Source organism: Pseudomonas sp. FSL W7-0098 (assembly GCF_005930585.1).
In the GTDB taxonomy this organism is placed as follows: Bacteria; Pseudomonadota; Gammaproteobacteria; order Pseudomonadales; family Pseudomonadaceae; genus Aquipseudomonas; species Aquipseudomonas bubulae.
Window position 1 is genome coordinate 24,602 of sequence record NZ_RXHW01000008.1, and the last position, 20,222, is coordinate 44,823.

Annotated in this window: 15 protein-coding genes; 7 read left to right on the forward strand and 8 right to left on the reverse strand. The window is 57.6% G+C overall.

Annotation, left to right across the window (positions count from 1 at the left end):
• Window positions 1-18 precede the first annotated feature (18 nt).
• Both FHL07_RS15755 and FHL07_RS15760 read right to left on the reverse strand, forming a co-directional pair.
• Window positions 19-636, reverse strand: coding sequence for an FKBP-type peptidyl-prolyl cis-trans isomerase (locus FHL07_RS15755; RefSeq protein ID WP_138738678.1), 618 nt, complete (start codon window positions 634-636; stop codon window positions 19-21).
• A gap of 124 nt (window positions 637-760) precedes the next feature.
• Window positions 761-1,249, reverse strand: coding sequence for a TIGR00645 family protein (locus FHL07_RS15760; RefSeq protein WP_016779412.1), 489 nt, complete (start codon window positions 1,247-1,249; stop codon window positions 761-763).
• A 142-nt stretch (window positions 1,250-1,391) separates the two neighbouring features.
• Between FHL07_RS15760 and FHL07_RS15765 the strand changes: the two genes are divergently transcribed.
• Complete coding sequence (locus tag FHL07_RS15765; protein ID WP_138738679.1) at window positions 1,392-3,224, forward strand: hypothetical protein; 1,833 nt, start codon at window positions 1,392-1,394, stop codon at window positions 3,222-3,224.
• A gap of 8 nt (window positions 3,225-3,232) precedes the next feature.
• On the opposite strand, the gene FHL07_RS15770 is transcribed toward FHL07_RS15765, so the two are convergent.
• Together FHL07_RS15770 and FHL07_RS15775 are read right to left on the reverse strand one after the other, a co-directional pair.
• Window positions 3,233-3,544 carry a PA4575 family protein gene (locus FHL07_RS15770; protein WP_094999355.1) on the reverse strand — a complete coding sequence of 104 codons (312 nt, stop codon included), beginning with the start codon at window positions 3,542-3,544 and terminating at the stop codon, window positions 3,233-3,235.
• Window positions 3,545-3,859: 315 nt separating this feature from the next.
• Window positions 3,860-6,298 carry a Lon protease family protein gene (locus tag FHL07_RS15775; protein ID WP_138738680.1) on the reverse strand — a complete coding sequence of 813 codons (2,439 nt, stop codon included), beginning with the start codon at window positions 6,296-6,298 and terminating at the stop codon, window positions 3,860-3,862.
• Between the two features lie 273 nt (window positions 6,299-6,571).
• Here FHL07_RS15775 and FHL07_RS15780 point away from each other — a divergent pair, with 273 nt between their 5' ends.
• The 3 genes from FHL07_RS15780 (at window position 6,572) to FHL07_RS15790 (ending at window position 9,301) form a co-directional block, all read left to right on the forward strand.
• Window positions 6,572-7,060, forward strand: coding sequence for a DUF3015 domain-containing protein (locus tag FHL07_RS15780; RefSeq protein WP_029611228.1), 489 nt, complete (start codon window positions 6,572-6,574; stop codon window positions 7,058-7,060).
• Window positions 7,061-7,139: 79 nt separating this feature from the next.
• On the forward strand, window positions 7,140-8,993 hold the full coding sequence (locus FHL07_RS15785; protein WP_094999357.1) for an Lnb N-terminal periplasmic domain-containing protein: 1,854 nt from the start codon (window positions 7,140-7,142) through the stop codon (window positions 8,991-8,993).
• Window positions 8,994-9,007: 14 nt separating this feature from the next.
• Window positions 9,008-9,301, forward strand: a complete 294-nt coding sequence (locus FHL07_RS15790) for a chorismate mutase (RefSeq protein WP_095018382.1) — start codon at window positions 9,008-9,010, stop codon at window positions 9,299-9,301.
• A gap of 46 nt (window positions 9,302-9,347) precedes the next feature.
• Here FHL07_RS15790 and gdhA read toward each other — a convergent pair whose 3' ends face one another.
• Complete coding sequence (gdhA, locus tag FHL07_RS15795) at window positions 9,348-10,685, reverse strand: NADP-specific glutamate dehydrogenase (RefSeq protein WP_138738681.1); 1,338 nt, start codon at window positions 10,683-10,685, stop codon at window positions 9,348-9,350.
• A gap of 282 nt (window positions 10,686-10,967) precedes the next feature.
• Window positions 10,968-12,635: an energy-dependent translational throttle protein EttA gene (gene ettA / locus FHL07_RS15800; RefSeq protein ID WP_094999360.1), complete on the reverse strand. Its 1,668-nt coding sequence runs from the start codon at window positions 12,633-12,635 to the stop codon at window positions 10,968-10,970.
• Window positions 12,636-12,891: 256 nt separating this feature from the next.
• On the opposite strand from ettA, the gene FHL07_RS15805 reads away from it, so the two are divergent.
• From FHL07_RS15805 to FHL07_RS15815, 3 genes are all read left to right on the forward strand, one after another.
• Window positions 12,892-16,755 carry a sensor domain-containing protein gene (locus tag FHL07_RS15805; protein WP_094999966.1) on the forward strand — a complete coding sequence of 1,288 codons (3,864 nt, stop codon included), beginning with the start codon at window positions 12,892-12,894 and terminating at the stop codon, window positions 16,753-16,755.
• Window positions 16,756-16,853: 98 nt separating this feature from the next.
• Window positions 16,854-18,107, forward strand: a complete 1,254-nt coding sequence (gene glyA / locus FHL07_RS15810) for a serine hydroxymethyltransferase (RefSeq protein ID WP_088378929.1) — start codon at window positions 16,854-16,856, stop codon at window positions 18,105-18,107.
• 142 nt (window positions 18,108-18,249) lie between these two features.
• Window positions 18,250-18,804 (forward strand): hypothetical protein, encoded by a 555-nt coding sequence (locus tag FHL07_RS15815; RefSeq protein ID WP_095018384.1) that lies wholly within the window; start codon window positions 18,250-18,252, stop codon window positions 18,802-18,804.
• Between the two features lie 100 nt (window positions 18,805-18,904).
• On the opposite strand, the gene yjiA is transcribed toward FHL07_RS15815, so the two are convergent.
• Together yjiA and FHL07_RS15825 are read right to left on the reverse strand one after the other, a co-directional pair.
• A complete protein-coding gene (gene yjiA, locus FHL07_RS15820; protein ID WP_094999362.1) occupies window positions 18,905-19,873 on the reverse strand; it encodes a GTPase in 969 nt (322 codons plus the stop codon).
• Between the two features lie 146 nt (window positions 19,874-20,019).
• Window positions 20,020-20,217: a YbdD/YjiX family protein gene (locus tag FHL07_RS15825; RefSeq protein ID WP_007937254.1), complete on the reverse strand. Its 198-nt coding sequence runs from the start codon at window positions 20,215-20,217 to the stop codon at window positions 20,020-20,022.
• Between the last annotated feature and the right edge of the window lie 5 nt (window positions 20,218-20,222).

Below are 20,222 nucleotides of genomic sequence, written 5' to 3' on the forward strand. Positions count from 1 at the left end.
CGTTAAAACGCGGGGTTCTTACAGAACGTCCAGCAGCTCTACGTCGAATACCAGCACGCTGTGCGGAGCAATGCTGCCAACGCCTTGGGCGCCGTAGGCCAGTTCGCTCGGCACGTAGATGCGCCATTTGCTACCGGCGTTCATCAGTTGCAGGGCTTCAGTCCAGCCAGCGATCACGCCGCCAACCGGGAATTCAGCCGGCTGACCACGATCGTAGGAGCTGTCGAACACAGCGCCATCAATCAGGGTGCCGTGGTAGTGAACACGTACGGTGTCTTCACGGGATGGCTTGGCGCCTTCACCCGCGGTTACCACTTCAAATTGCAGGCCGGAAGCCAGGGTGGTGATACCGTCTTTCTTGGCGTTTTCAGCCAGGAAAGCCTTGCCTTCGCCCGCAGCAGCTTCTGCCTTGGCAGCGGCTTCAGCTTGCATGATCTCGCGGATCACCTTGAAGCTAGCCGACATTTCTTCCTGGCCTACACGGCTTTCCTTGCCTGCGTAGGCGTCAGTCAGACCAGCCAGGATTGCATCCAGGCTGATGCCAGGTGGCGGGTTGTCGCGCAACTGGTCGCCCAACTGGCGGCCAATGCCGTAGCTGACGCGGGTTTCGTCGGTCGACAGATTTACTTCGGACATAACACTGCTCCGCTGTGGAGGGGCCGGAAAGAAGCCGCGTCAACCGCGACCCCGAACACCCTGAACCAAAAAAGGGCCAGCAGACTACCACAGCCCCCAAAGCCTTCGCAGCCCGGGGTTGGCTTCAGTGTTTGGTCAGCTTGTCCAGATAGCCCATTGCAAACGCCGACACCACAAAGGTCATGTGAATAATCACGTACCACATCAGGTACTCGGTCTCGATATTGCGCGCGTCCATAAACACCCGCAGCAGGTGGATCGACGAAATGGCCACAATCGATGCCGCGACTTTCATCTTCAGCGAGGTGGAGTCCATGGTGCCCAACCAGCTGAGCTTCTCCTTGTGCTCGTCGATATCCAGTTGCGAAACAAAGTTCTCATAACCGGAAATCATCACCATGACCAGCAAACCGCCTACCAGCGCCATGTCGATCAGCGACAGAATGACCAGGATCAAGTCAGACTCAGTTAGCGCAAACACGTTGGGGATTACGTGAAACACTTCCTGAAAGAACTTCAATGCCAAAGCCAGCAGGCCCAGTGAGAGCCCGAAGTAAATAGGCGCCAAAATCCAGCGCGAGGCGTACATTGCGTTTTCGATAAAGCGTTCCATTGAATCTCACAGGCTATTACAAAATGGGCGCGAGTATATCAGTGCGAAAAGCACTGTGTTAAAGGCTTGGAAACAGCCTGTAAAAACATTTTCTGCTAGTGTCCACCCTCTCAGCATTGTTTACGGACAGGAAAACCGAACCATGGATCTGCGATTCCCCCTGGCTTGTTTTGGGCTTTCGATGGCTTTGCTCGCTGTCGGCGGCTGCTCTCCTGACGACGAACATCAGCAGGCCAGCCTTGAGGAACGCAGCGCAGCGTTCGAACAGAGCCTGGACGGGATCAAGGATCAGCAGCTCAAGGATGCTGTGGCCGACCTCGGCGGCTCCTTGTTGTTGCTCGAACGGGCACGCCTCAAGCTGCAAGACAAGCCGATAGAAACCGAATACGGTGCCGACGACCTGGCGGTGCTCAAGCACTACCCGAGCAGCCAGGCGCTTACCGATACCTATATCAACGGTTTGTTTGTACTGCGCAAAAATACAAGTTCCGATTACCTGACGGACCTGGAGCCGGTCTTCCCGTTCCCGCTTAACAGTGCATCCGAGTTCCCGTTCCCCCATGCGCTGGAATGGCAGTCGGTAACCCTGAGCAACAAGCAAGAGGTGCCTTTTGCGCCGGAATGGTCCGAGAGCGATCCCGGCATCCAGCTGAGCCCCTCCAGCGCCAACCTGAGCAACCCTGACGACCTGACCGTCACTTACCCCTATATCGACGGGGTTGAAACCGCCAACACCCAACAACCTCAACCCCTGACACTGCACGGCAAAGTCGAAGTCATCGCGCCGGGCAAAGTGGTCAATTTCAACCTCACTGCCAAGGACGTGGGTAAAGCCAGCACCCACGGCACGATCAGCGTAACCCTGCTGGCACTGGGCAAGAACTTTGCCGAAGTGGATATCGTCAACAGCGCTGCACTGGCCGAACAAGTGCGTGACACCCCGCTCAATCCGCTGATCATCCAGGCCCGCGACCGTACCGGGCAGTTCCTGACTCGCTCAGGCTCAATCAACGAAAACGTCGAACAACTGGCGTTTTATCAGCAGCAATTGGCCGAAATGCTCAAGCAAACTGCCTGGAGTGACGCTTTCGAGCAACAACTGGATAACGAGCAAAAGGCCTTCGATCAGCAGCACCCGCATCACTACAGCAAGGTGTACTTCAACGGTACCGTGGAAAATGTCGATATCAACGTGCTCGATTTCTCAACCGCCAATGTCACCCGCAAGTCCCTCGACCTGCCTGTGCGTACACTGGACAAAAACGTGCTGAGCAAAGACATACAGCCCCTGCCGCTCAACGTCGTGGTGTATGACGATCAGGCCGCCAACTATTTGAAAGACGCCACGCTGGCACCCGAGCAACTGGAAAAAAGCGTGGTGATCAGCCAGTCGGTGGACGATGCCAGTGCCGCGTCCCTTGAGTTCAGCCACCCTGCCACTTTCAACGGTGAAATGCTCGGTACGCTCCCGGACACGTCTGACGCGCCGGTGACCTTTTTTGCTGAAGACGACAACGGTAATCGCAGCGAGCCACTGGAACTGCCCGCCGAAGCCTTCGATGTGGACCCGCATGCAGGCGTTATCACCTACGACCTCAACCTGTTCCCCGAGACGCCAGCCTATGCGGTGGGCTCAATCCCCCTGTTTATTGCCGACATCGACAAGCAAGAGCTGGATATCACTCGCCTGCCCAAAGGCCTTGAACTCAAGGGCAATGCCCTGATCGTTGATCAAAAAGTGTTCCCGGCCGAGGCCTGGCGCTTTTATGCCAAGGACGACACGGGTAATTATCTGAAGGAAGTGGCCGCAGTCAGCCATAGCAGCGAACCCGATGGGGCGGCCGTATTTGACGTGCACTACTTTTATGGCCAGCCGACCCGACTGGAAAGCTATGCCCGCACCGCGCTGAACCCTGTCGAGTACGGATTTGAAGTCAAACTCGACAAAGCCCCTGAAGCCAGCACGCCACAATAAAACGCTGCCTAACCGTGGCAACGCCCACCATTGATCTGCCGCAACTGGGCCTGCACATGCAGGCACCAGATCTGCGGGTCGTTGGCGAGTTCATAGCCATGCAGGGTCAGGCTTTCAACGATTGATTCAAGAATGGTTTCGGCCACGAACGGCCCGGGAAACGGGCCCTGCGCCTTGATCGTTGAGGGTTGTTCGCCTGCCAGGCCGGCGGCGAAGAGCAGTGTCCACATCCCGTTGTTGCCTGCCAGCGGTCGAATGCTGCATTCAATACGGGTCACCAGGCCCAAGCATTGGCGAGTAAGGCAAAGGTTGCGCGACATGACGGCGACCCTCGGTAGAGTCTGTCTTCAGCCGCAGACTACGGGCTGCATCGATCCGGTGACGACAGTGGTGTCCATGACCTGAGAATAGAAGAAAATTTGCGTATGAAAAGTCACCAATGACCAACGGCTTGCCCAAGAGGGGCGGGTAGCCCTTGCCGGGGACGACGTCCAGTGGCAAAGCGATCGTGAATACGCCAATTGCTACAGGAAAACCTCAACTGTGGGAGCGAGCCTGCTCGCGAAGGTCGTTCGCGAGCAGGCTCGCTCCCACAGAAGGGCTTGACCGGCAACTGAATATTCACAGATTCAGGATCAGGCCGGTTTTTTCGCTGCCAGGGCTTCCGCCAGCAACTCCTTTTCGGCTTCCTTGAGGTCGTCGTCGTTGATCATTTCAGCAATCACCCGCAACCGCTCGACTACCCGGGCATTGACGCTGCCTTCCGGGAATTGTCCCTCTGCATCCGGCTCTCCCGCAGGCTCACCCACCAGCAAACTCAGGGCCTCATCGGCCTGACGCACGGCATAGACGTGGAACTTGCCATCACGCACTGCCTGCAGCACCTTCTCGTCCAGCATCAGGGTAGTCACGTTGGCCTGCGGAATGATCGCGCCCTGCTCGCCTGTCAGCCCGCGTGCTTCGCAGAGTCGGAAGAAGCCTTCGATCTTCTCGTTGACCCCACCCACGGCCTGCACTTCGCCGAACTGGTTGATCGAGCCGGTAATGGCAAAACACTGCTTGAGCGGGGTTTTTGACAGTGCCGAAATCAGCGTACAGGCCTCCCCCAGCGACGCACTGTCGCCATCGACATAACCGTAGGACTGCTCCAGCGCGATGCTGGCCGAAATCGCCAGCGGGAATTCCTGGGCATAACGGCTGCCCAGGTATCCGGTCAAAATCATCACACCCTTGGAGTGGATAGGCTGCCCCAGGTTAACTTCGCGCTCGATATCGACAATGCCGCTGCCGCCCGGATACACCGTGGCGGAAATCCGCGCAGGCACACCAAAGGCCGAGTCGCCGACTTCCAGCACCGTCAGGCCGTTGCACTTGCCCACGGCCGCGCCATCGGTATCGATCAGGATGATCCCCGCCAGCATGTCATCCAGGATACGCGCCGAGACTCGTCCGGTACGGGTTGCCTTGGCCTTGAGCGCACGCTCGATATGACCCGCATCGGTCATTTCATCGCCCGCCAGGTGACGGATGAAGTCCGCTTCGCTGACCAGTTGGAACAGATCGCCAATACGCGCCGACAAACGTCCCTGGTGCTCGGCCAGACGCGCGCTGTAGGTCGCCAGCCGCGCCACCGCACCGGCGGTCAGCGGTGCCATGCCTTCTTCCGAAGTGCGTGTAGTGAGCAACTGGGCAAACTGCTCAAGGCTCTCATCAACCATCGGGATATCTTCGTCGAAGTCCACCAGAACCCGGAACATTTCCTGGAAGTCCGGATCCAGGTCCTGCAGCGTGTAATACAGCTGGCGGGCACCGATGATGATGACCTTGACCTGCAGGGGGATGACCTGCGGGTTGAGCGTCACGGTGGCCAGGCGCCCCATTTCGCCCAGCGGCGACTCCATCTTCAGCTTGCGCGATTGCAGGGCACGCTTGAGAGCATCCCAGACAAAAGGCTCGCTGAGCATTTTCTCGGCTTCAAGAATCAAAAAGCCGCCATTGGCACGGTGCAAGGCGCCCGGACGCAACTGCCGATAAGTGGTGTAGAGCGCGCCCTGGTCGGTGCTGTATTCGATACGGCCAAACAGGTTGTCGTAGGTCGGGTGCGGCTCGAACACTACCGGCGCACCGCCGCTTAGCGGCTGCCCTACCACCAGGCTCGGCAGGTACTGCTCTTCAAGCAGCTTGCGCGCCTGGGCGTCGGTCTTGCTGTCGTCGACCAGTTGCTCGACCACGGTTTTCAGCAAGTAAACCTGCATCGCCTGCAGATAACCGCAAACCGCGGCATTTTCGGCGTATTTTTGCGACAACGGCGACAGCAACGGCTGCAGGGCCAGGGTGATGGTTTCTTCGTTCAGTTGGCGCAGCTGATTGTTCGACTCACGCTTCCACTGCGGCAGACTGGCCAGCTCTTCGTTCAGTCGCTCCTCCAGCTCGGAAATATCTTCATGGAAGCGTTCACGATCAGCCTCAGGCAATTGCGAAAACTCGGCCTCATCCAGCGCCTTGCCATCACTCATCGGCGTAAATGCCACGTTGCTGCTGTCGCGATAGAGCGCCACGCCTTTTTCCAGGGCCAGACGCTCGATCACATCCAGCGCACGGTCGTAACGCTGATTGAAGCCGCGGTCGATCGCGCTTTTGCGTTGTTGATACGTCGGGTGTTCAAACACTGCCGGGAAGGTCGCCAGCAGGTTGTCGATCAAGTGATTGATATCGCCAATAAAGGCACCAGCGCTACTGGACGGCAGCTCCAGGGCTCGCGGCTCACGGGGCTCATCGAAGTTGTTGACGTAGACCCAGTCGCTCGGCGACTTCAGGCGCTTGCCCTCGGCCTTGAGGTAGCGTTTGACGAACGAGAAACGACCGGTTCCCGGCTCGCCCATGACAAAAACGTTGTAACCCGGACGTGGCATGGCCACGCCGAACTGCAAGGCCTCGACCGCACGTTCCTGGCCGAGAATGCCGCGAAAAGGCTCCAGATCATTGGTGTTCGAGAAGCTGAACTGTTCAGCAGAAAAAGGACGGGTTAGCGCATCAGGCGCTAGACGCAAGCTGGTGGCAACAGAATCAGGCATCGGGCTTCCTTACATCGGGCGGGGCAGATGGCAGCATTCTGGCGCTGGCTGTACATCACTGGCAAGGCGAACAACACGGGAAAGCACGCCCCCCAATGTTTAGGGGCCAAAAATGTGCAGCAACAGCGATTGTTTTACAAAAAGCCACGGAACCCCCCGATCGTGCCTAGACTCCAAGCTGTTACGCGGCTGGACGGTATAACCGGCCCGTACTGGCGCTTCAGGGCCAGAAACCCTTGTCCATTGGTTGCATACCTATAGAGAACAAAGCTTATGAAACGGATTCTTCTTGGTACTCTCTTTACAGTTGTTTCCCTCAACGCCATGGCCCAGGCACCGGGCGGCCCTAACTGCGGTTGGGGCAACATGCTGTTTGAAGGCCAGCGCGGCACTCCTGCCCACTTCCTGGCATCCACCACAAACGGCACGTCCGGCAACGCCACCTTCGGCATGACCTCCGGCACCAACGGCTGTACCACCAAGGACGCCCTGACTTACGGCGGCAAATCGTGGATTGCCATGAATGGCATGATGAACGAGCTGTCCGAAGACATGGCCAAAGGCAATGGCGAAGCACTGACCACCTACGCGGTGGTACTGGGCGTCGCCCCTGAAGACCGCGAGCATTTCGCCGCCGTCACCCACGAGCACTTCCAGCAAATCTTCAGCAAAGCCGATGTCACGGCTGAAGACGTACACAGCAATACTCTGGCCATCCTCAAGGGCGATGCACGCCTGGCCAAATACGCCACCGCGGCGTAAGTAAATGAGACCCGCCCGCTCCTCTCGGAGCGGGTATTCTCCTGCTTCACTTCTCTTCGTCTGACAACAGTTGCCGAACATGCTCAAACGCCTTGCCTATCTGGCGCTCTGTGCCTGCGCCCCGCTGTATGCCGCACCCCATATCGACGATCAACGTGTGCAGCAGTTGGCCAACGACCCTTTCTGGATTTCGCTGGGGCACTACGAAGCCGGCAAGCTGAGCGGCTGGCGAAGCTATGTCAGCGACGACAAATTCTTTCTCGCCGCCGAGGGTGCCCATCACCCTGATGCCGAACTGCGTGCCACGGTTGAGGCGTTGTATGCGCCCTTGAGCCTGGGCGACAAACACCCGCAGTGCGTGTACCCGGCCCGTACCCGCTGGCTCAAGGCCCAACTGAATCTGACCGATCTGCCCAAGGCCGAATGTGCAGAGTTCAGCCAATGGTTCAAGGACGTGGCACCCCACAGCACGGTGATGATTTTCCCGGCGGCCTACCTCAACAGCCCGTCCTCCATGTTCGGCCATACCCTGTTACGCATCGACCAGGCCGATGTGCAGGACAACAAGACCGCCCTGCTCAGCTACGCGATCAACTTCGGTGCCTATATCGAAGGTTCCGACAACAGCATCCTGTACGCCTGGAAGGGCTTGGCCGGTGGCTATCCGGGCCTGTTCGCCCTGGTGCCCTATCAAGAGAAACTCTCGGAGTACCGGAGCCTTGAAAACCGCGACCTGTGGGAATACCGCCTTAATCTGACACCCGAAGAAACCCAACGCATGGTTGAACATGTGTGGGAACTCAAACAGATCCAGTTCGACTATTTCTTCTTTGACGAAAACTGCTCCTACCGCCTGCTGGAGCTGCTGCAAGTGGCCCGCCCGGGCCTGCAACTGACCACCCAGTTTCCGCTGACCGCGATCCCCACCGACACCGTGAAAGCGGTCAAGGAAGCCGGACTGGTTGAAAGTATCGAGTACCGCCCGTCCCGCGAACGGGAGCTGCTGGACCGGGCCAAGGCCCTCGATCCAGAAGAGCAGCAATGGGTACTGCAGGTCAGCGCCGATCAGGCCCAATTGCAAACCCCGGCCTTCAAGGCGCTGCCCAAAGCGCGCCAGGCGTTGATTATCGACGCGGCTTACCGGCTCGAACGGTACCGGGCCAATGGCCTTGAGCGCGATCCTGCACGCTCGCAGCGCAGTTTCGAACTGCTACGGGCGATCAATCAGAACCCCGCGCCAGAACTGCAAGTCGACAAACCCGAACTGCCTGAAAACGGCCACGAGTCGCGCACCTGGCAGCTGGGCGCCGGTAGCCGTGACGACAAGGCCTTTGCCGAATATGGCCTGCGCATGGCTTACCACGACCTCAACGACAACGCACCGGGCTTTCCCCTGGGCGCGCAGATTGAAATTCTGCAACTGAAACTGCGCCAGTACGAAGGCAACAAGTGGCAAGTGCAACAACTGGACCTGGCCAATATCCGCTCCCTGACCCCGCGCAATGACCTGCTGCAACCCTGGTCATGGCAAGTGGGCGGCGGGCTGGAACGGGTACTCGGCAAACATGGCGACGAAAACCTGGTCAGTCATGTCAATGGCGGTGCAGGCGGCACCTGGCAATTGGCGGACAATATGCTCGGTTTCGCCCTCGGTACGGTACGCATCGAGCACAACAACGACTTCGCGGCGTTTGTATCACCGGCAGCGGGCTTCAATACCGGGCTTCTTTGGCGTAACCCGGTGGGCAACCTGAGCCTGGAAGCCAAGGGCGACTACTTCACCAACGGTGAAGTCCGTCGTAGCCTGAGCCTTAATCAGCAATGGGAAGTTTCGCGAAATCTTGGTCTGCGCCTGAGCGCACAGCGTGAGTTCAGCAAACTGACCACCCCTATCAACGAAGTGATGCTGGAGCTGAAGTGGTATCACTACTAAGGAGTTTTCAAGACATGGTTGTTAATTGTGATTCCCTCGAGCAGGTGCGCGAGAAAATCGACGGGCTGGATCGCCAGATTGTCGGCCTGATCGCCGAGCGCGGGGCTTACGTATCGCAGGCGGCGCGGTTTAAAAAAGACAGCGATGCGGTCAGGGCGCCGCAGCGGGTTGAGCAGGTGATTGGCAAAGTGCGGACGTTGGCCGATGAGCTGGGCGCCAACCCGGACGTCACTGAAAGCGTCTACCGCGCCATGATCGCGGCCTTTATCGAACAGGAACTGGCTGAACACAAGACGCTTGCAAAATAGACAGCCCCAATGTGGGAGCGGGCTTGCCCGCTCCCACAGGATGGGGTTACACCACGCCCTGCGCCAGCATTGCGTCGGCAACTTTGACGAAACCGGCAATGTTCGCGCCTTTTACGTAGTTGATCCCCCCGTTTTCCTCGCCGTAGTGCACGCAAGCGTGGTGGATCGACTGCATGATGTTGTGCAACTTGCTGTCCACTTCGCCGGCCGTCCACAGCAGACGCATGGCGTTTTGCGACATTTCCAGCCCGCTCACCGCCACGCCACCGGCGTTGGATGCCTTGCCGGGTGCAAACAAAATACCGGCTTCGATAAACAGATCGACCGCTTCCAGGGTGGTCGGCATGTTCGCACCTTCAGCCACGCACACGCAGCCATTGGCCAGCAACGTACGGGCCGCTTCAGCGTCCAGTTCATTCTGGGTAGCGCATGGCAGCGCGATATCACACGCCAGGCTCCACGGGTGCTGCCCTGCCAGGAATTCAACCCCGAACTGCCCCGCCAACTCGCTGATACGGCCGCGCTTGACGTTTTTCAGTTCCATGAGCGCTTCCCACTGCTCTTCGCTCAAACCGGCTTCGCAATACAGCGTGCCTTCGGAATCCGACAGCGAAATAACCTTGCCGCCCAGGTCCATGACCTTGCGCGCGGCGTATTGCGCGACGTTGCCCGAGCCCGAAATCGCCACGCGCTTGCCGTCGATGCGCTGGCCGCTGCGCTTGAGCATTTCCTGGGCGAAGTACACACAACCAAAGCCGGTAGCTTCAGGACGGATCAGGCTGCCACCGTAGCTCATGCCTTTGCCGGTCAACACGGAGGTGAACTGGTTGCTCAGGCGCTTGTACTGACCAAACATAAAGCCGATTTCGCGGGCGCCGACACCGATGTCGCCTGCTGGCACATCAACATCCGAACCGATATGGCGATACAGCTCGCTCATAAAGGCCTGGCAGAAACGCATGACTTCGGCGTCGCTCTTGCCCTTGGGGTTGAAGTCCGAACCGCCCTTGCCGCCGCCCATGGGCAACGAGGTCAGGGAGTTCTTGAAGGTTTGCTCAAAGGCCAGAAACTTGAGGACGCCCAGATTCACCGACGGATGAAAACGCAGACCGCCCTTGTACGGACCAATGGCGCTGTTCATCTGGATACGGAAGCCGCGGTTGACCCGCACTTTGCCTTCGTCATCTACCCACGAAACGCGGAACACGATCGCACGCTCTGGTTCGCAAATGCGCTCAAGAATCCCTGAAGTCAGATAATGCGGATTGGCTTCAAGAAACGGCCACAGACTGCGAAGGACCTCTTCCACTGCCTGGTGGAATTCTGGTTGGTCCGGGTCACGTTTTTTCAGGCGGGCAAGGAACTGGTCGACGGATTCGATCATGGTAAGTCTCGGCAAATTTATTGTCGTTAAACGGAGATTGACCGGAACTTTATCAATTCATGTGGCACCGCGACAGCGCAAAATGTCGCAGTTATGAATTTAAATGGTGCATTTATATAAATAGCACCGATTTATCGGGCTTTTGCGCACCAAAAAAATACTTCTTGTACCCAGTTTCGCACCAACTTATAAACGCCAAAAACCCATTGTGGGAGCGGGCAAGGTTTGTGATGCGCAAAAAAAACGGCGCCCGAAGGCGCCGTTCTGTGATGCAAACCGCCCTTACTGGGCCAGTTTTTTGTGACGCACACGGTGCGGCAGGGTAGCCGCTTCGCCGAGGCGCTTTTTACGGTCAGCTTCGTACTCGGTGTAGTTACCTTCGAAGAAGATCGCCTGCGAGTCGTCTTCGTACGCCAGGATGTGAGTCGCGACGCGGTCAAGGAACCACCGATCGTGAGAGATCACAATGGCGGCGCCAGGGAAGTCCAGCAGTGCTTCTTCAAGCGAACGCAATGTCTCAACGTCAAGGTCGTTGGACGGTTCGTCGAGCAGCAGCACGTTGGCGCCCTCTTTCAAGGTCAGGGCCAGGTGCAGGCGACCACGCTCACCACCGGACAGATCCTTGACGAACTTCTGCTGATCGCCACCTTTGAAGTTGAAACGACCTACATAGGTACGCGACGGGATTTCATAGTTACCAATACGGATCACATCGGAACCGTCAGAAATCGCCTGGAACACCGTCTTGCTGCCATCCAGGTCGTCACGGCTCTGGTCAACGCACGCCAGTTGCACGGTTTCACCGATTTCGATGCTGCCCGAATCCGGCTGTTCCTTGCCCATCAGCATGCGGAACAGGGTCGATTTACCGGCACCGTTACCACCGATCACGCCAACAATGGCGCCTTTGGGCATGGCGAACGACAGGTTGTCGATCAGCACGCGATCGCCGTAACCCTTGGAGACGTTCTTGAACTCGATAACCTTGTCACCCAGGCGCGGACCGGCCGGGATGTAGATTTCGTTGGTTTCGCTGCGCTTCTGGAATTCCTGCGACTGCAGTTCTTCGAAACGTTGCAGACGGGCCTTGGACTTGGACTGACGCGCCTTGGCACCTTTGCGAACCCATTCCAGCTCGTCTTTCATGGCCTTTTCATGGGCCGACTGCTGCTTGGATTCCTGGGCCAGACGATCGGACTTGGCTTCCAGCCAGCCCGAATAGTTGCCCTCGTAAGGAATGCCCGCACCGCGGTCAAGCTCCAGAATCCAGCCCGCTACGTTATCCAGGAAGTAACGGTCGTGCGTAATCGCAACCACGGTACCCGGGAAGTCGTGCAGGAAGTGCTCCAGCCAGGCGACCGAATCGGCATCCAGGTGGTTGGTCGGTTCATCGAGCAGCAGCATGTCCGGGGCCGACAGCAGCAGGCGACAAAGGGCAACACGGCGCTTCTCACCACCCGACAGGTGCTCTACCTTGGCATCCCAGGCCGGCAGGCGCAGCGCATCGGCTGCAACTTCCAGCTGGCGCTCAAGGTTGTGCCCGTCGCTTGCTTGCAGGATCGCTTCGAGCTTGGCCTGTTCTGCGGCCAGCTTGTCGAAGTCGGCATCAGGGTCGGCATATTCGGCATACACTTGATCAAGACGCGCCTGAGCGTCCTTGATCACGCTAACGGCTTCTTCAACCACTTCGCGTACGGTTTTGCTCGGATCCAGCTGCGGTTCCTGCGGCAGGTAACCGATGTTCAGGTCCGGCATCGGACGGGCTTCGCCGTCGAACTCGGTGTCAACGCCTGCCATGATTTTCAACAGGGTGGATTTACCCGAACCGTTCAAGCCGAGTACGCCGATTTTGGCCCCCGGGAAAAACGACAGGGAGATGTTTTTCAGGATTTCCCGCTTCGGCGGAACAACTTTGCTCAGCCGATGCATGGTGAAAACGTATTGAGCCATGGATAACCTAGGGTCAGTGACGGGTGAATAAGGCGCGAGCAATGCCCGGATCAGGCCATAGCAGAAAGTCAGGGACTGATCGAGATCAATGCCTGCTCGCAGAAAAAGCACAAATGTAGACCCCAGAATCTACCTGAATGCGTGATGCAGGGCAAACCAGCGCAGACCAGAGGACTGGCACTTTGCCACAACCCAAGGCATGCTTGGCGCCTTTAGGGGGCCTCGCGCCATTGCCGCCAAATCGCAGGATCACAAGTTGCCCAATGTCACCCCGCCCACTCGTGTCAAAGCGTCCAGCCAATTACTCGGGACACCTGTGCGCGGAACGTTGAAAAGTGCATTGGCGACCCTGGTTTTACTGCTGCTGGCGATGCTGTTCTGGCTGTTGGTCGAGCAGTTTCAGGAAACCCTGCAGCAAGAGCGCCAGACCAGCATCAACTACAGCGCCGACCTGGCCGACCATATCGGCCTGAGCATGGCCTTGCGGGCCGAAACCGCACTCAATCTGCTGCCCGTAGACAAGTCGCCAAGAAACCAGCGCCAGCAACAGGCGCTGGTCAAGCAACTGGGCCAGTCCTTGCCATCCCTGCAAAGCCTGGCCCTGCTCAGTCCGGCCGGCGAAGTGTTGCTCGACAGTACCGGGACCAGCCCCGACGCTGCGTATCTGGCCGACTGGGTCAAACGCAGCCCGTCGCGCAACCGCACTGAAGGTTACTACTTCAGCAACAACAGTGATGCCAGCATCATCTACCTGTTGCTGCGCCAGCCCAGCGGCGCCATCGATGGCTACTGGCTGCTGCGCATGAGCCCGGACCTGCTGCAAAACCTCACGCATCAGAACGCCAACAGCAGCAACCGGCCGCAGTGGCTGGTGGAAAACAGCCAGACCCGCAAGGTACTCAGCCGCGCGGATAAAAACGTCTCGCCCCCCTCGGCCCTGAGCCAGCGCGATGAAGACGACACCGTACTGCTGGCAGCTATCAGCCACAGCGACTGGCAACTGCGCGGGCTGTTCAATGACCGCCAGGCAATCGAGCAGCTACTGCCCGGACTGATCGGCAAATGCCTGCTCGGCTTGGTGTTTTCGTTGCTGCCCATTATGGCGCTGTTGAACATGCGCCGCCGCCAGCGCCAGTTGCATGAAGGCCGCCGGCGTTACCACGATATTTTTGAAGGCACCGGGGTCGCCCTCTGCGTGCTCGACCTGTCCAGCCTGCCAGGGTTTCTTGAGCGCGAAAAACTCCATGACACTGATGCCCTCAAGCATTGGCTCAGCGATCATCCGGAACATCGTCGCCAGTTATTCGAGCAACTGCGCATCACCGAAGTCAACCAGGTAGCCATGCAGCTACTGGAGGTCGATTCAGGAGAAGGTGCCTGGCACAAGCTGATCAACGGCTGCCCGCTGAGCAGTTCAGCCATTGGCTATCAGGTCGTCGAGGCCGTGCTCGACCAGCAGCAACAGCTTGAGCTGGAAATAAAACTGACCGATGCCAGCGGTCGCGACCAGCACTTATGGCTGGTGCTGCGTCTGCCTGTGGATCAGCAGGACTACCATGCAGTCATTTTGAGCATCAGTGATATCACCAGCCGCAAGTTGATCGAACTGTCCCTGCAAGAGCGCGAAAGCTTCTGGTCCGATGTGGTGCGAACCGTTCCCGACCATCTATATGTACAAAATGTAATCAGCCAGCGGATCATTTTCAGCAACCATCACCTTGGCCAGACCCTGGGCTATAGCGCTGTTGAACTGCAGGAAATGGGCGCTTACTTCTGGGAGTTGCTGTTGCACCCTGAAGACGCCGAGCGCTATCACCAGTTGCGCAAAGAGCAGCAGGAAAACGGCTACAAGCAACTGATGCAATGCCAACTGCGGTTTCGCCATCAGCAGGGTACCTGGCGGCGCTTTGACATCCGTGAGCAAGCCTTTGCCCGTCATACCGGTGATCAAGTCTCGCGAATTGTAGGGGTGGCCAAGGACATCACCGACCAGATTGAAGCCAGCGAGTCATTGCGCGACAGCGAGCAACGCTACCGGATGCTGGCCGAAAGCATCAGCGACGTGATTTTCTCCACTGACAGCTCGCTGCGCATGAACTACCTCAGCCCCTCCATACAGACTGTACTGGGCTATGACGCACAATGGGTATTCGACAATGGCTGGCAGTCTATTATTGCCACGCCGCAACAGCTGGAGGGTATCTACAACCTGATCGAGCGTATCCGTGGCGCACTGCACAAGCCCCAGCAACTGTCGGCTTTGCGTGCCCAGGTACAAACCCAGCTGTTTCTGTTCGACTGCCTGCGCGCTGACGGGCACAAGGTGCCCATCGAACTGCGCCTGGTGCTGGTATGGGATGAAGACGACGGTTTTGAAGGCATTCTGGGTGTTGGTCGCGACATGAGCCAGCAACGCCGTGCCGAAAAAGACCTGCGCATGGCCGCCACGGTTTTTGAACACTCCACCTCGGCCATCCTTATTACCGACCCTGCAGGCTATATCGTGCAAGCCAACGAGGCTTTCAGCCGGGTCAGCGGTTACGCCGTCGCACAAGTCCTCGACCAGCTACCAAGCATGCTCACTGTCGATGACCAACAACGCGCACACCTCGCCTATGTGCTCAAGCAACTGCATTTGCACGGCACATGGGAGGGTGAAGTCTGGCTCAAGCGCCTGAACGGCGAACACTACCCGGCCTGGGTCGGCATCACGGCAGTGCTCGATGATGAAGGCGATCTGGCCAGCTATGTGTGCTTCTTCAGTGATATCAGCGAGCGCAAGGCCAGCGAACAGCGAATCCACCGCCTGGCCTACTACGACGCCCTGACTCACCTGCCCAATCGCACCCTGTTCCAGGACCGTCTGCACACCGCGCTGCAACAGGCCGAGCGCAACAAGTCGTGGGTGGTGCTGATGTTTCTTGACCTCGACCGCTTCAAACCGATCAACGACTCCCTGGGCCACGCAGCCGGCGACCGCATGCTCAAGGACATGGCCATCCGCCTGCTTGCCTGTGTGGGTGACGACGATACTGTGGCGCGCATGGGCGGTGACGAGTTCACCCTGCTTCTGCAGCCTCGCACCACCCGTCAGAAGGCCTTGAACCGCGCTATCAATGTGGCCGAACAGATCCTCGCCAGTCTGGTAAAGCCCTTTGTACTCGAAAGCCGCGAGTTCTTTGTAACTGCCAGTATTGGTATTGCCTTGAGCCCGCAAGACGGCAACGAACTCAGCCAGTTGATGAAAAACGCCGATACCGCGATGTATCACGCCAAGGAGCGCGGCAAAAACAACTTCCAGTTCTACCAGGCAGACATGAACGCCAGCGCTCTTGAGCGCCTTGAACTGGAAAGCGACCTGCGTCATGCCCTGGAGCAGCAGGAATTCATTCTTTATTACCAGCCGCAGTTCAGCGGCGACGGCAAGCGCCTGACCGGCGTTGAGGCACTGTTGCGCTGGAATCACTCAAGGCGCGGGCTGGTGCCACCCGGCGACTTTATCCCGGTACTCGAAGAACTGGGACTGGTGGTCGAAGTCGGCGACTGGGTGCTGGCCGAGGCCTGTCGCCAGCTCAAGCTCTGGCATCAGGCCAAGGTTCGCGTGCCCAAAGTCTCGGTCAACATATCGGCGCGCCAGTTCTCCGACGGCCAGTTGGGTACGCGCATTGCCAATATCCTCAAGGAAACCGGCCTGTCCCCGGCCTGCCTGGAGCTTGAGCTGACCGAAAGCATCCTCATGCGCGAGGTCAGCGAAGCGCTGCATATCCTGGCCAGCCTGAAAAACCTCGGCCTGAGCATTGCCGTGGACGACTTTGGCACCGGTTATTCGTCGCTCAACTACCTCAAGCAATTCCCCATCGACGTACTGAAAATCGACCGTACCTTTGTCGACGGCCTGCCCTCCGGGGAGCAGGACGCGCAAATCGCCAGGGCCATTATCGCCATGGCCCACAGCCTGAACCTTGCGGTAATCGCCGAAGGTGTAGAGACGCACGAGCAGCTGGATTTCTTGCGTGAACACGGTTGCGACGAAGTGCAAGGCTATCTGTTCGGGCGACCGATGCCGGCGGGCCAATTGGTGGAGCAACTGCAAGCGGCAAGCGCGGATCTACAAGCTTGAAGCTCATAGTTGCTCACCGTGAATCGCATTCATATGCCAGATAAAACCCATTGAGTTAGAATGCCCTCCTTTTCTGCCCCCGATCCTTGAGGACCGCCATGTTCAGCCGTGATTTGACACTTGCCAAGTTCGACGCCGACCTTTTTGCCGCCATGGAGCAAGAAGCTCAGCGCCAGGAAGAACATATTGAGCTGATCGCTTCGGAAAACTACACCAGCCCAGCGGTGATGGAAGCTCAAGGCTCGGTTCTGACCAACAAATACGCCGAAGGCTACCCTGGCAAGCGCTACTACGGCGGCTGCGAATACGTAGACGTGGTAGAGCAACTGGCTATCGACCGTGCAAAAGAACTGTTCGGCGCCGATTACGCCAACGTTCAACCGCACGCCGGTTCCCAGGCCAACAGCGCCGTTTACCTGGCCCTGCTGTCGGCTGGCGACACCATCCTGGGCATGAGCCTGGCTCACGGCGGTCACCTGACCCACGGTGCCAGCGTTTCGTCTTCGGGCAAGCTGTACAACGCCATCCAGTACGGCATCGACGCCAATGGCCTGATCGACTACGACGAAGTTGAGCGCCTGGCCGTTGAGCACAAGCCAAAAATGATCGTGGCTGGCTTCTCTGCCTACTCGCAGGTTCTGGACTTCCCACGTTTCCGCGCTATCGCGGACAAGGTTGGCGCCTACCTGTTCGTGGACATGGCACACGTAGCCGGTCTGGTGGCTGCTGGCGTTTACCCGAACCCGGTTCCATTCGCTGACGTAGTGACCACCACTACCCACAAGACCCTGCGCGGTCCACGTGGTGGCCTGATCCTGGCCAAGGCCAACGCCGACATCGAGAAAAAGCTGAACTCGGCTGTTTTCCCGGGTTCGCAAGGCGGCCCGCTGGAGCACGTTATCGCGGCCAAGGCCGTGTGCTTCAAAGAAGCTCTGCAACCAGAGTTCAAGGCTTACCAGCAACAAGTGGTAAAAAACGCTCAGGCCATGGCTTCGGTATTTATCGAACGCGGTTTTGACGTGGTTTCGGGCGGTACTGAAAACCACCTGTTCCTGCTGTCGCTGATCAAGCAGGAAATCTCCGGTAAAGACGCCGACGCGGCTCTGGGCAAAGCCTTTATCACCGTAAACAAAAACTCCGTACCAAACGATCCACGCTCCCCGTTCGTCACTTCGGGTCTGCGTTTCGGTACTCCAGCTGTCACCACTCGCGGCTTCAAAGTTGAAGAGTGCCGTGAGCTGGCTGGCTGGATCTGCGACATCCTGGCAGATATCAACAACGAAGCCGTTATCGACGCCGTTCGCGAGAAAGTCAAAGCCATCTGCGCCAAGCTGCCGGTATACGGCAACTGATCGCAAATAGCTGAATAAAAAGCCCGGCTTTCAAGCCGGGCTTTTTATTGCATCTGTTATTTTGAAACACTTGGCCGCTCCCCCCGAACAATAACAGCCTAGTCTGAATTTATGCATTCTTACCAACTGCAGAGTTCAGACAATGACTAACGATTCGCAACACTCCTTTATCGCCACCTTGCATATACCGAACCATAACCTTCATCTTTTAGGGGCTCTTCATGGCCAGTCGGTCATAGTAACTGACTTGCTGGGCAGTGGCGGTGTCTTCTCCGGCAAACCACAGTTGAGGGACGACTCCGCAGCCTTGGGCATTCAAGCCCACGCCACAGGCGGGATCAAGGCTACGCTCAAGCTTTATTTCCGGCATACCGCCAAGGGCTATGAGATACATATCAAACACCCTGGCCAGTATGACCGGCACCGGCTGGCCATGAACCATATGGATATACTCTATGCGAGAAGTCCGACACTAAAGCATCCACTTGCCTTCACACTACTCGATCAAAACAACCGAACAGTGACAGAGAGGAACTTGAGTGAACCCCATACCCTCATCACACTTAAAACCCATAACAACAAGTATATCGGCGTAAGAAAAGCCAAGGGCTCACCTCATTACTATCTTGGCGAAACAGCCGAACATAAAAAAATGGTATTTCTTTTAAATATTATTGAAAGAAATGTGTCCTATTGATTTTACAACCGTGAAGTTGTGCGAAATAGCTGTTATTGCAGTAAGACAAAAAAATCAAAAGCCCCTGACCCTCTCCCGGAGGGAGAGGGTCAGCTATCACTCAAACCCCAAGCCGGGCAAAACCCTCGCGAATCTTGGCCTCTGGCAAATCATCGGCAATAAACACCATCACACTTTCACGGGCTTCACCTTCGGCCCACTCGGTGTCCCAATCAAAGCCATACAACTTGAGCACCCCCTGAAACACCAGTCTGCGATCTTCACCGGCAATGCTCAGCACGCCTTTGTAGCGCAGCAATTGCTTGCCGTGCTCTTCCAGCAGCTCGTTCATGAAGGCGCTAAGGCTGTCGATATCCAGCGGCTTATCGGTGCGTAGCACCAGACTGGAGATACGGTCGATAGAGGCCGCAGGCTGTACCGGGCGCAAGCTCAGGCCACCCCCCAAGTCTGCGTTGAGGTTAAACCCGCGCACATCCAGTAATTCGGCCAGATCGATCTTGCCGTGCTCAACCACGCGGATCGGCGCCCGGCGGTTGATACGGGTCAAACGCTCGCTCAAGGCATCAAAGGTGGCGTCATCCACCAGATCGCGCTTGCTCACCAGTAAGCGGTCAGCAAAACCGATCTGCGCCTGGGCAATGGTCTGACTCAAATGCACATCGGCGTGGGCTGCATCCACCAGGGTAATAATGCCGTCCAGCAGATAACGCTCGCGCAGCTCTTCATCGATAAAAAAGGTTTGCGCCACCGGTGCCGGGTCGGCCAGGCCGGTGCACTCGATCACCAGGCGGTCGAAGGCAATTTCGCCATTGTCCAGACGCTCAAGCAGCAGGTACAGCGCCTTGGTCAGGTCGGTGTGGATGGTGCAGCACACACAGCCATTGGCCAGGGTCATGACTTGCACCGGCTCGTCCCCCAACAGTTGGGTGTCGATCCCGGCATCGCTGAATTCGTTTTCGATCACGGCGATTTTCAGGCCGTGTTCTGCCTTGAGCAAATAACGCAACAAGGTGGTTTTACCGGCCCCCAAGAAGCCGCTGAGAATGGTGACGGGGATTGGAGAGGTCATGCAGTGCCTCCTTAAACATAACGCAAAAACAAATGTGGGAGCGGCCTTGCTCGCGATTCAGGCGACACGGTGTCACTGACACACCGCGCCGCTCTTATCGCGAGCAAGCCCGCTCCCACAGTCAGATACAGCTCAGCCCTGACGGGTTAACAACACTTGGGCCCGCCCTTGCCGCCGTAACGCGCTTCCTGGCGTTCACGAAAGAACGCCTCGTAGCTCATCACCGGCTTGTCCGGGTGCTTGGTTTGCATATGCTCGACGTAGTTGTCGTAGTCGGGCATGCCGACCATCAGGCGTGCGGCCTGACCGAGGTATTTACCGAGGCGACTCAGGTCATTGAACATGGTTG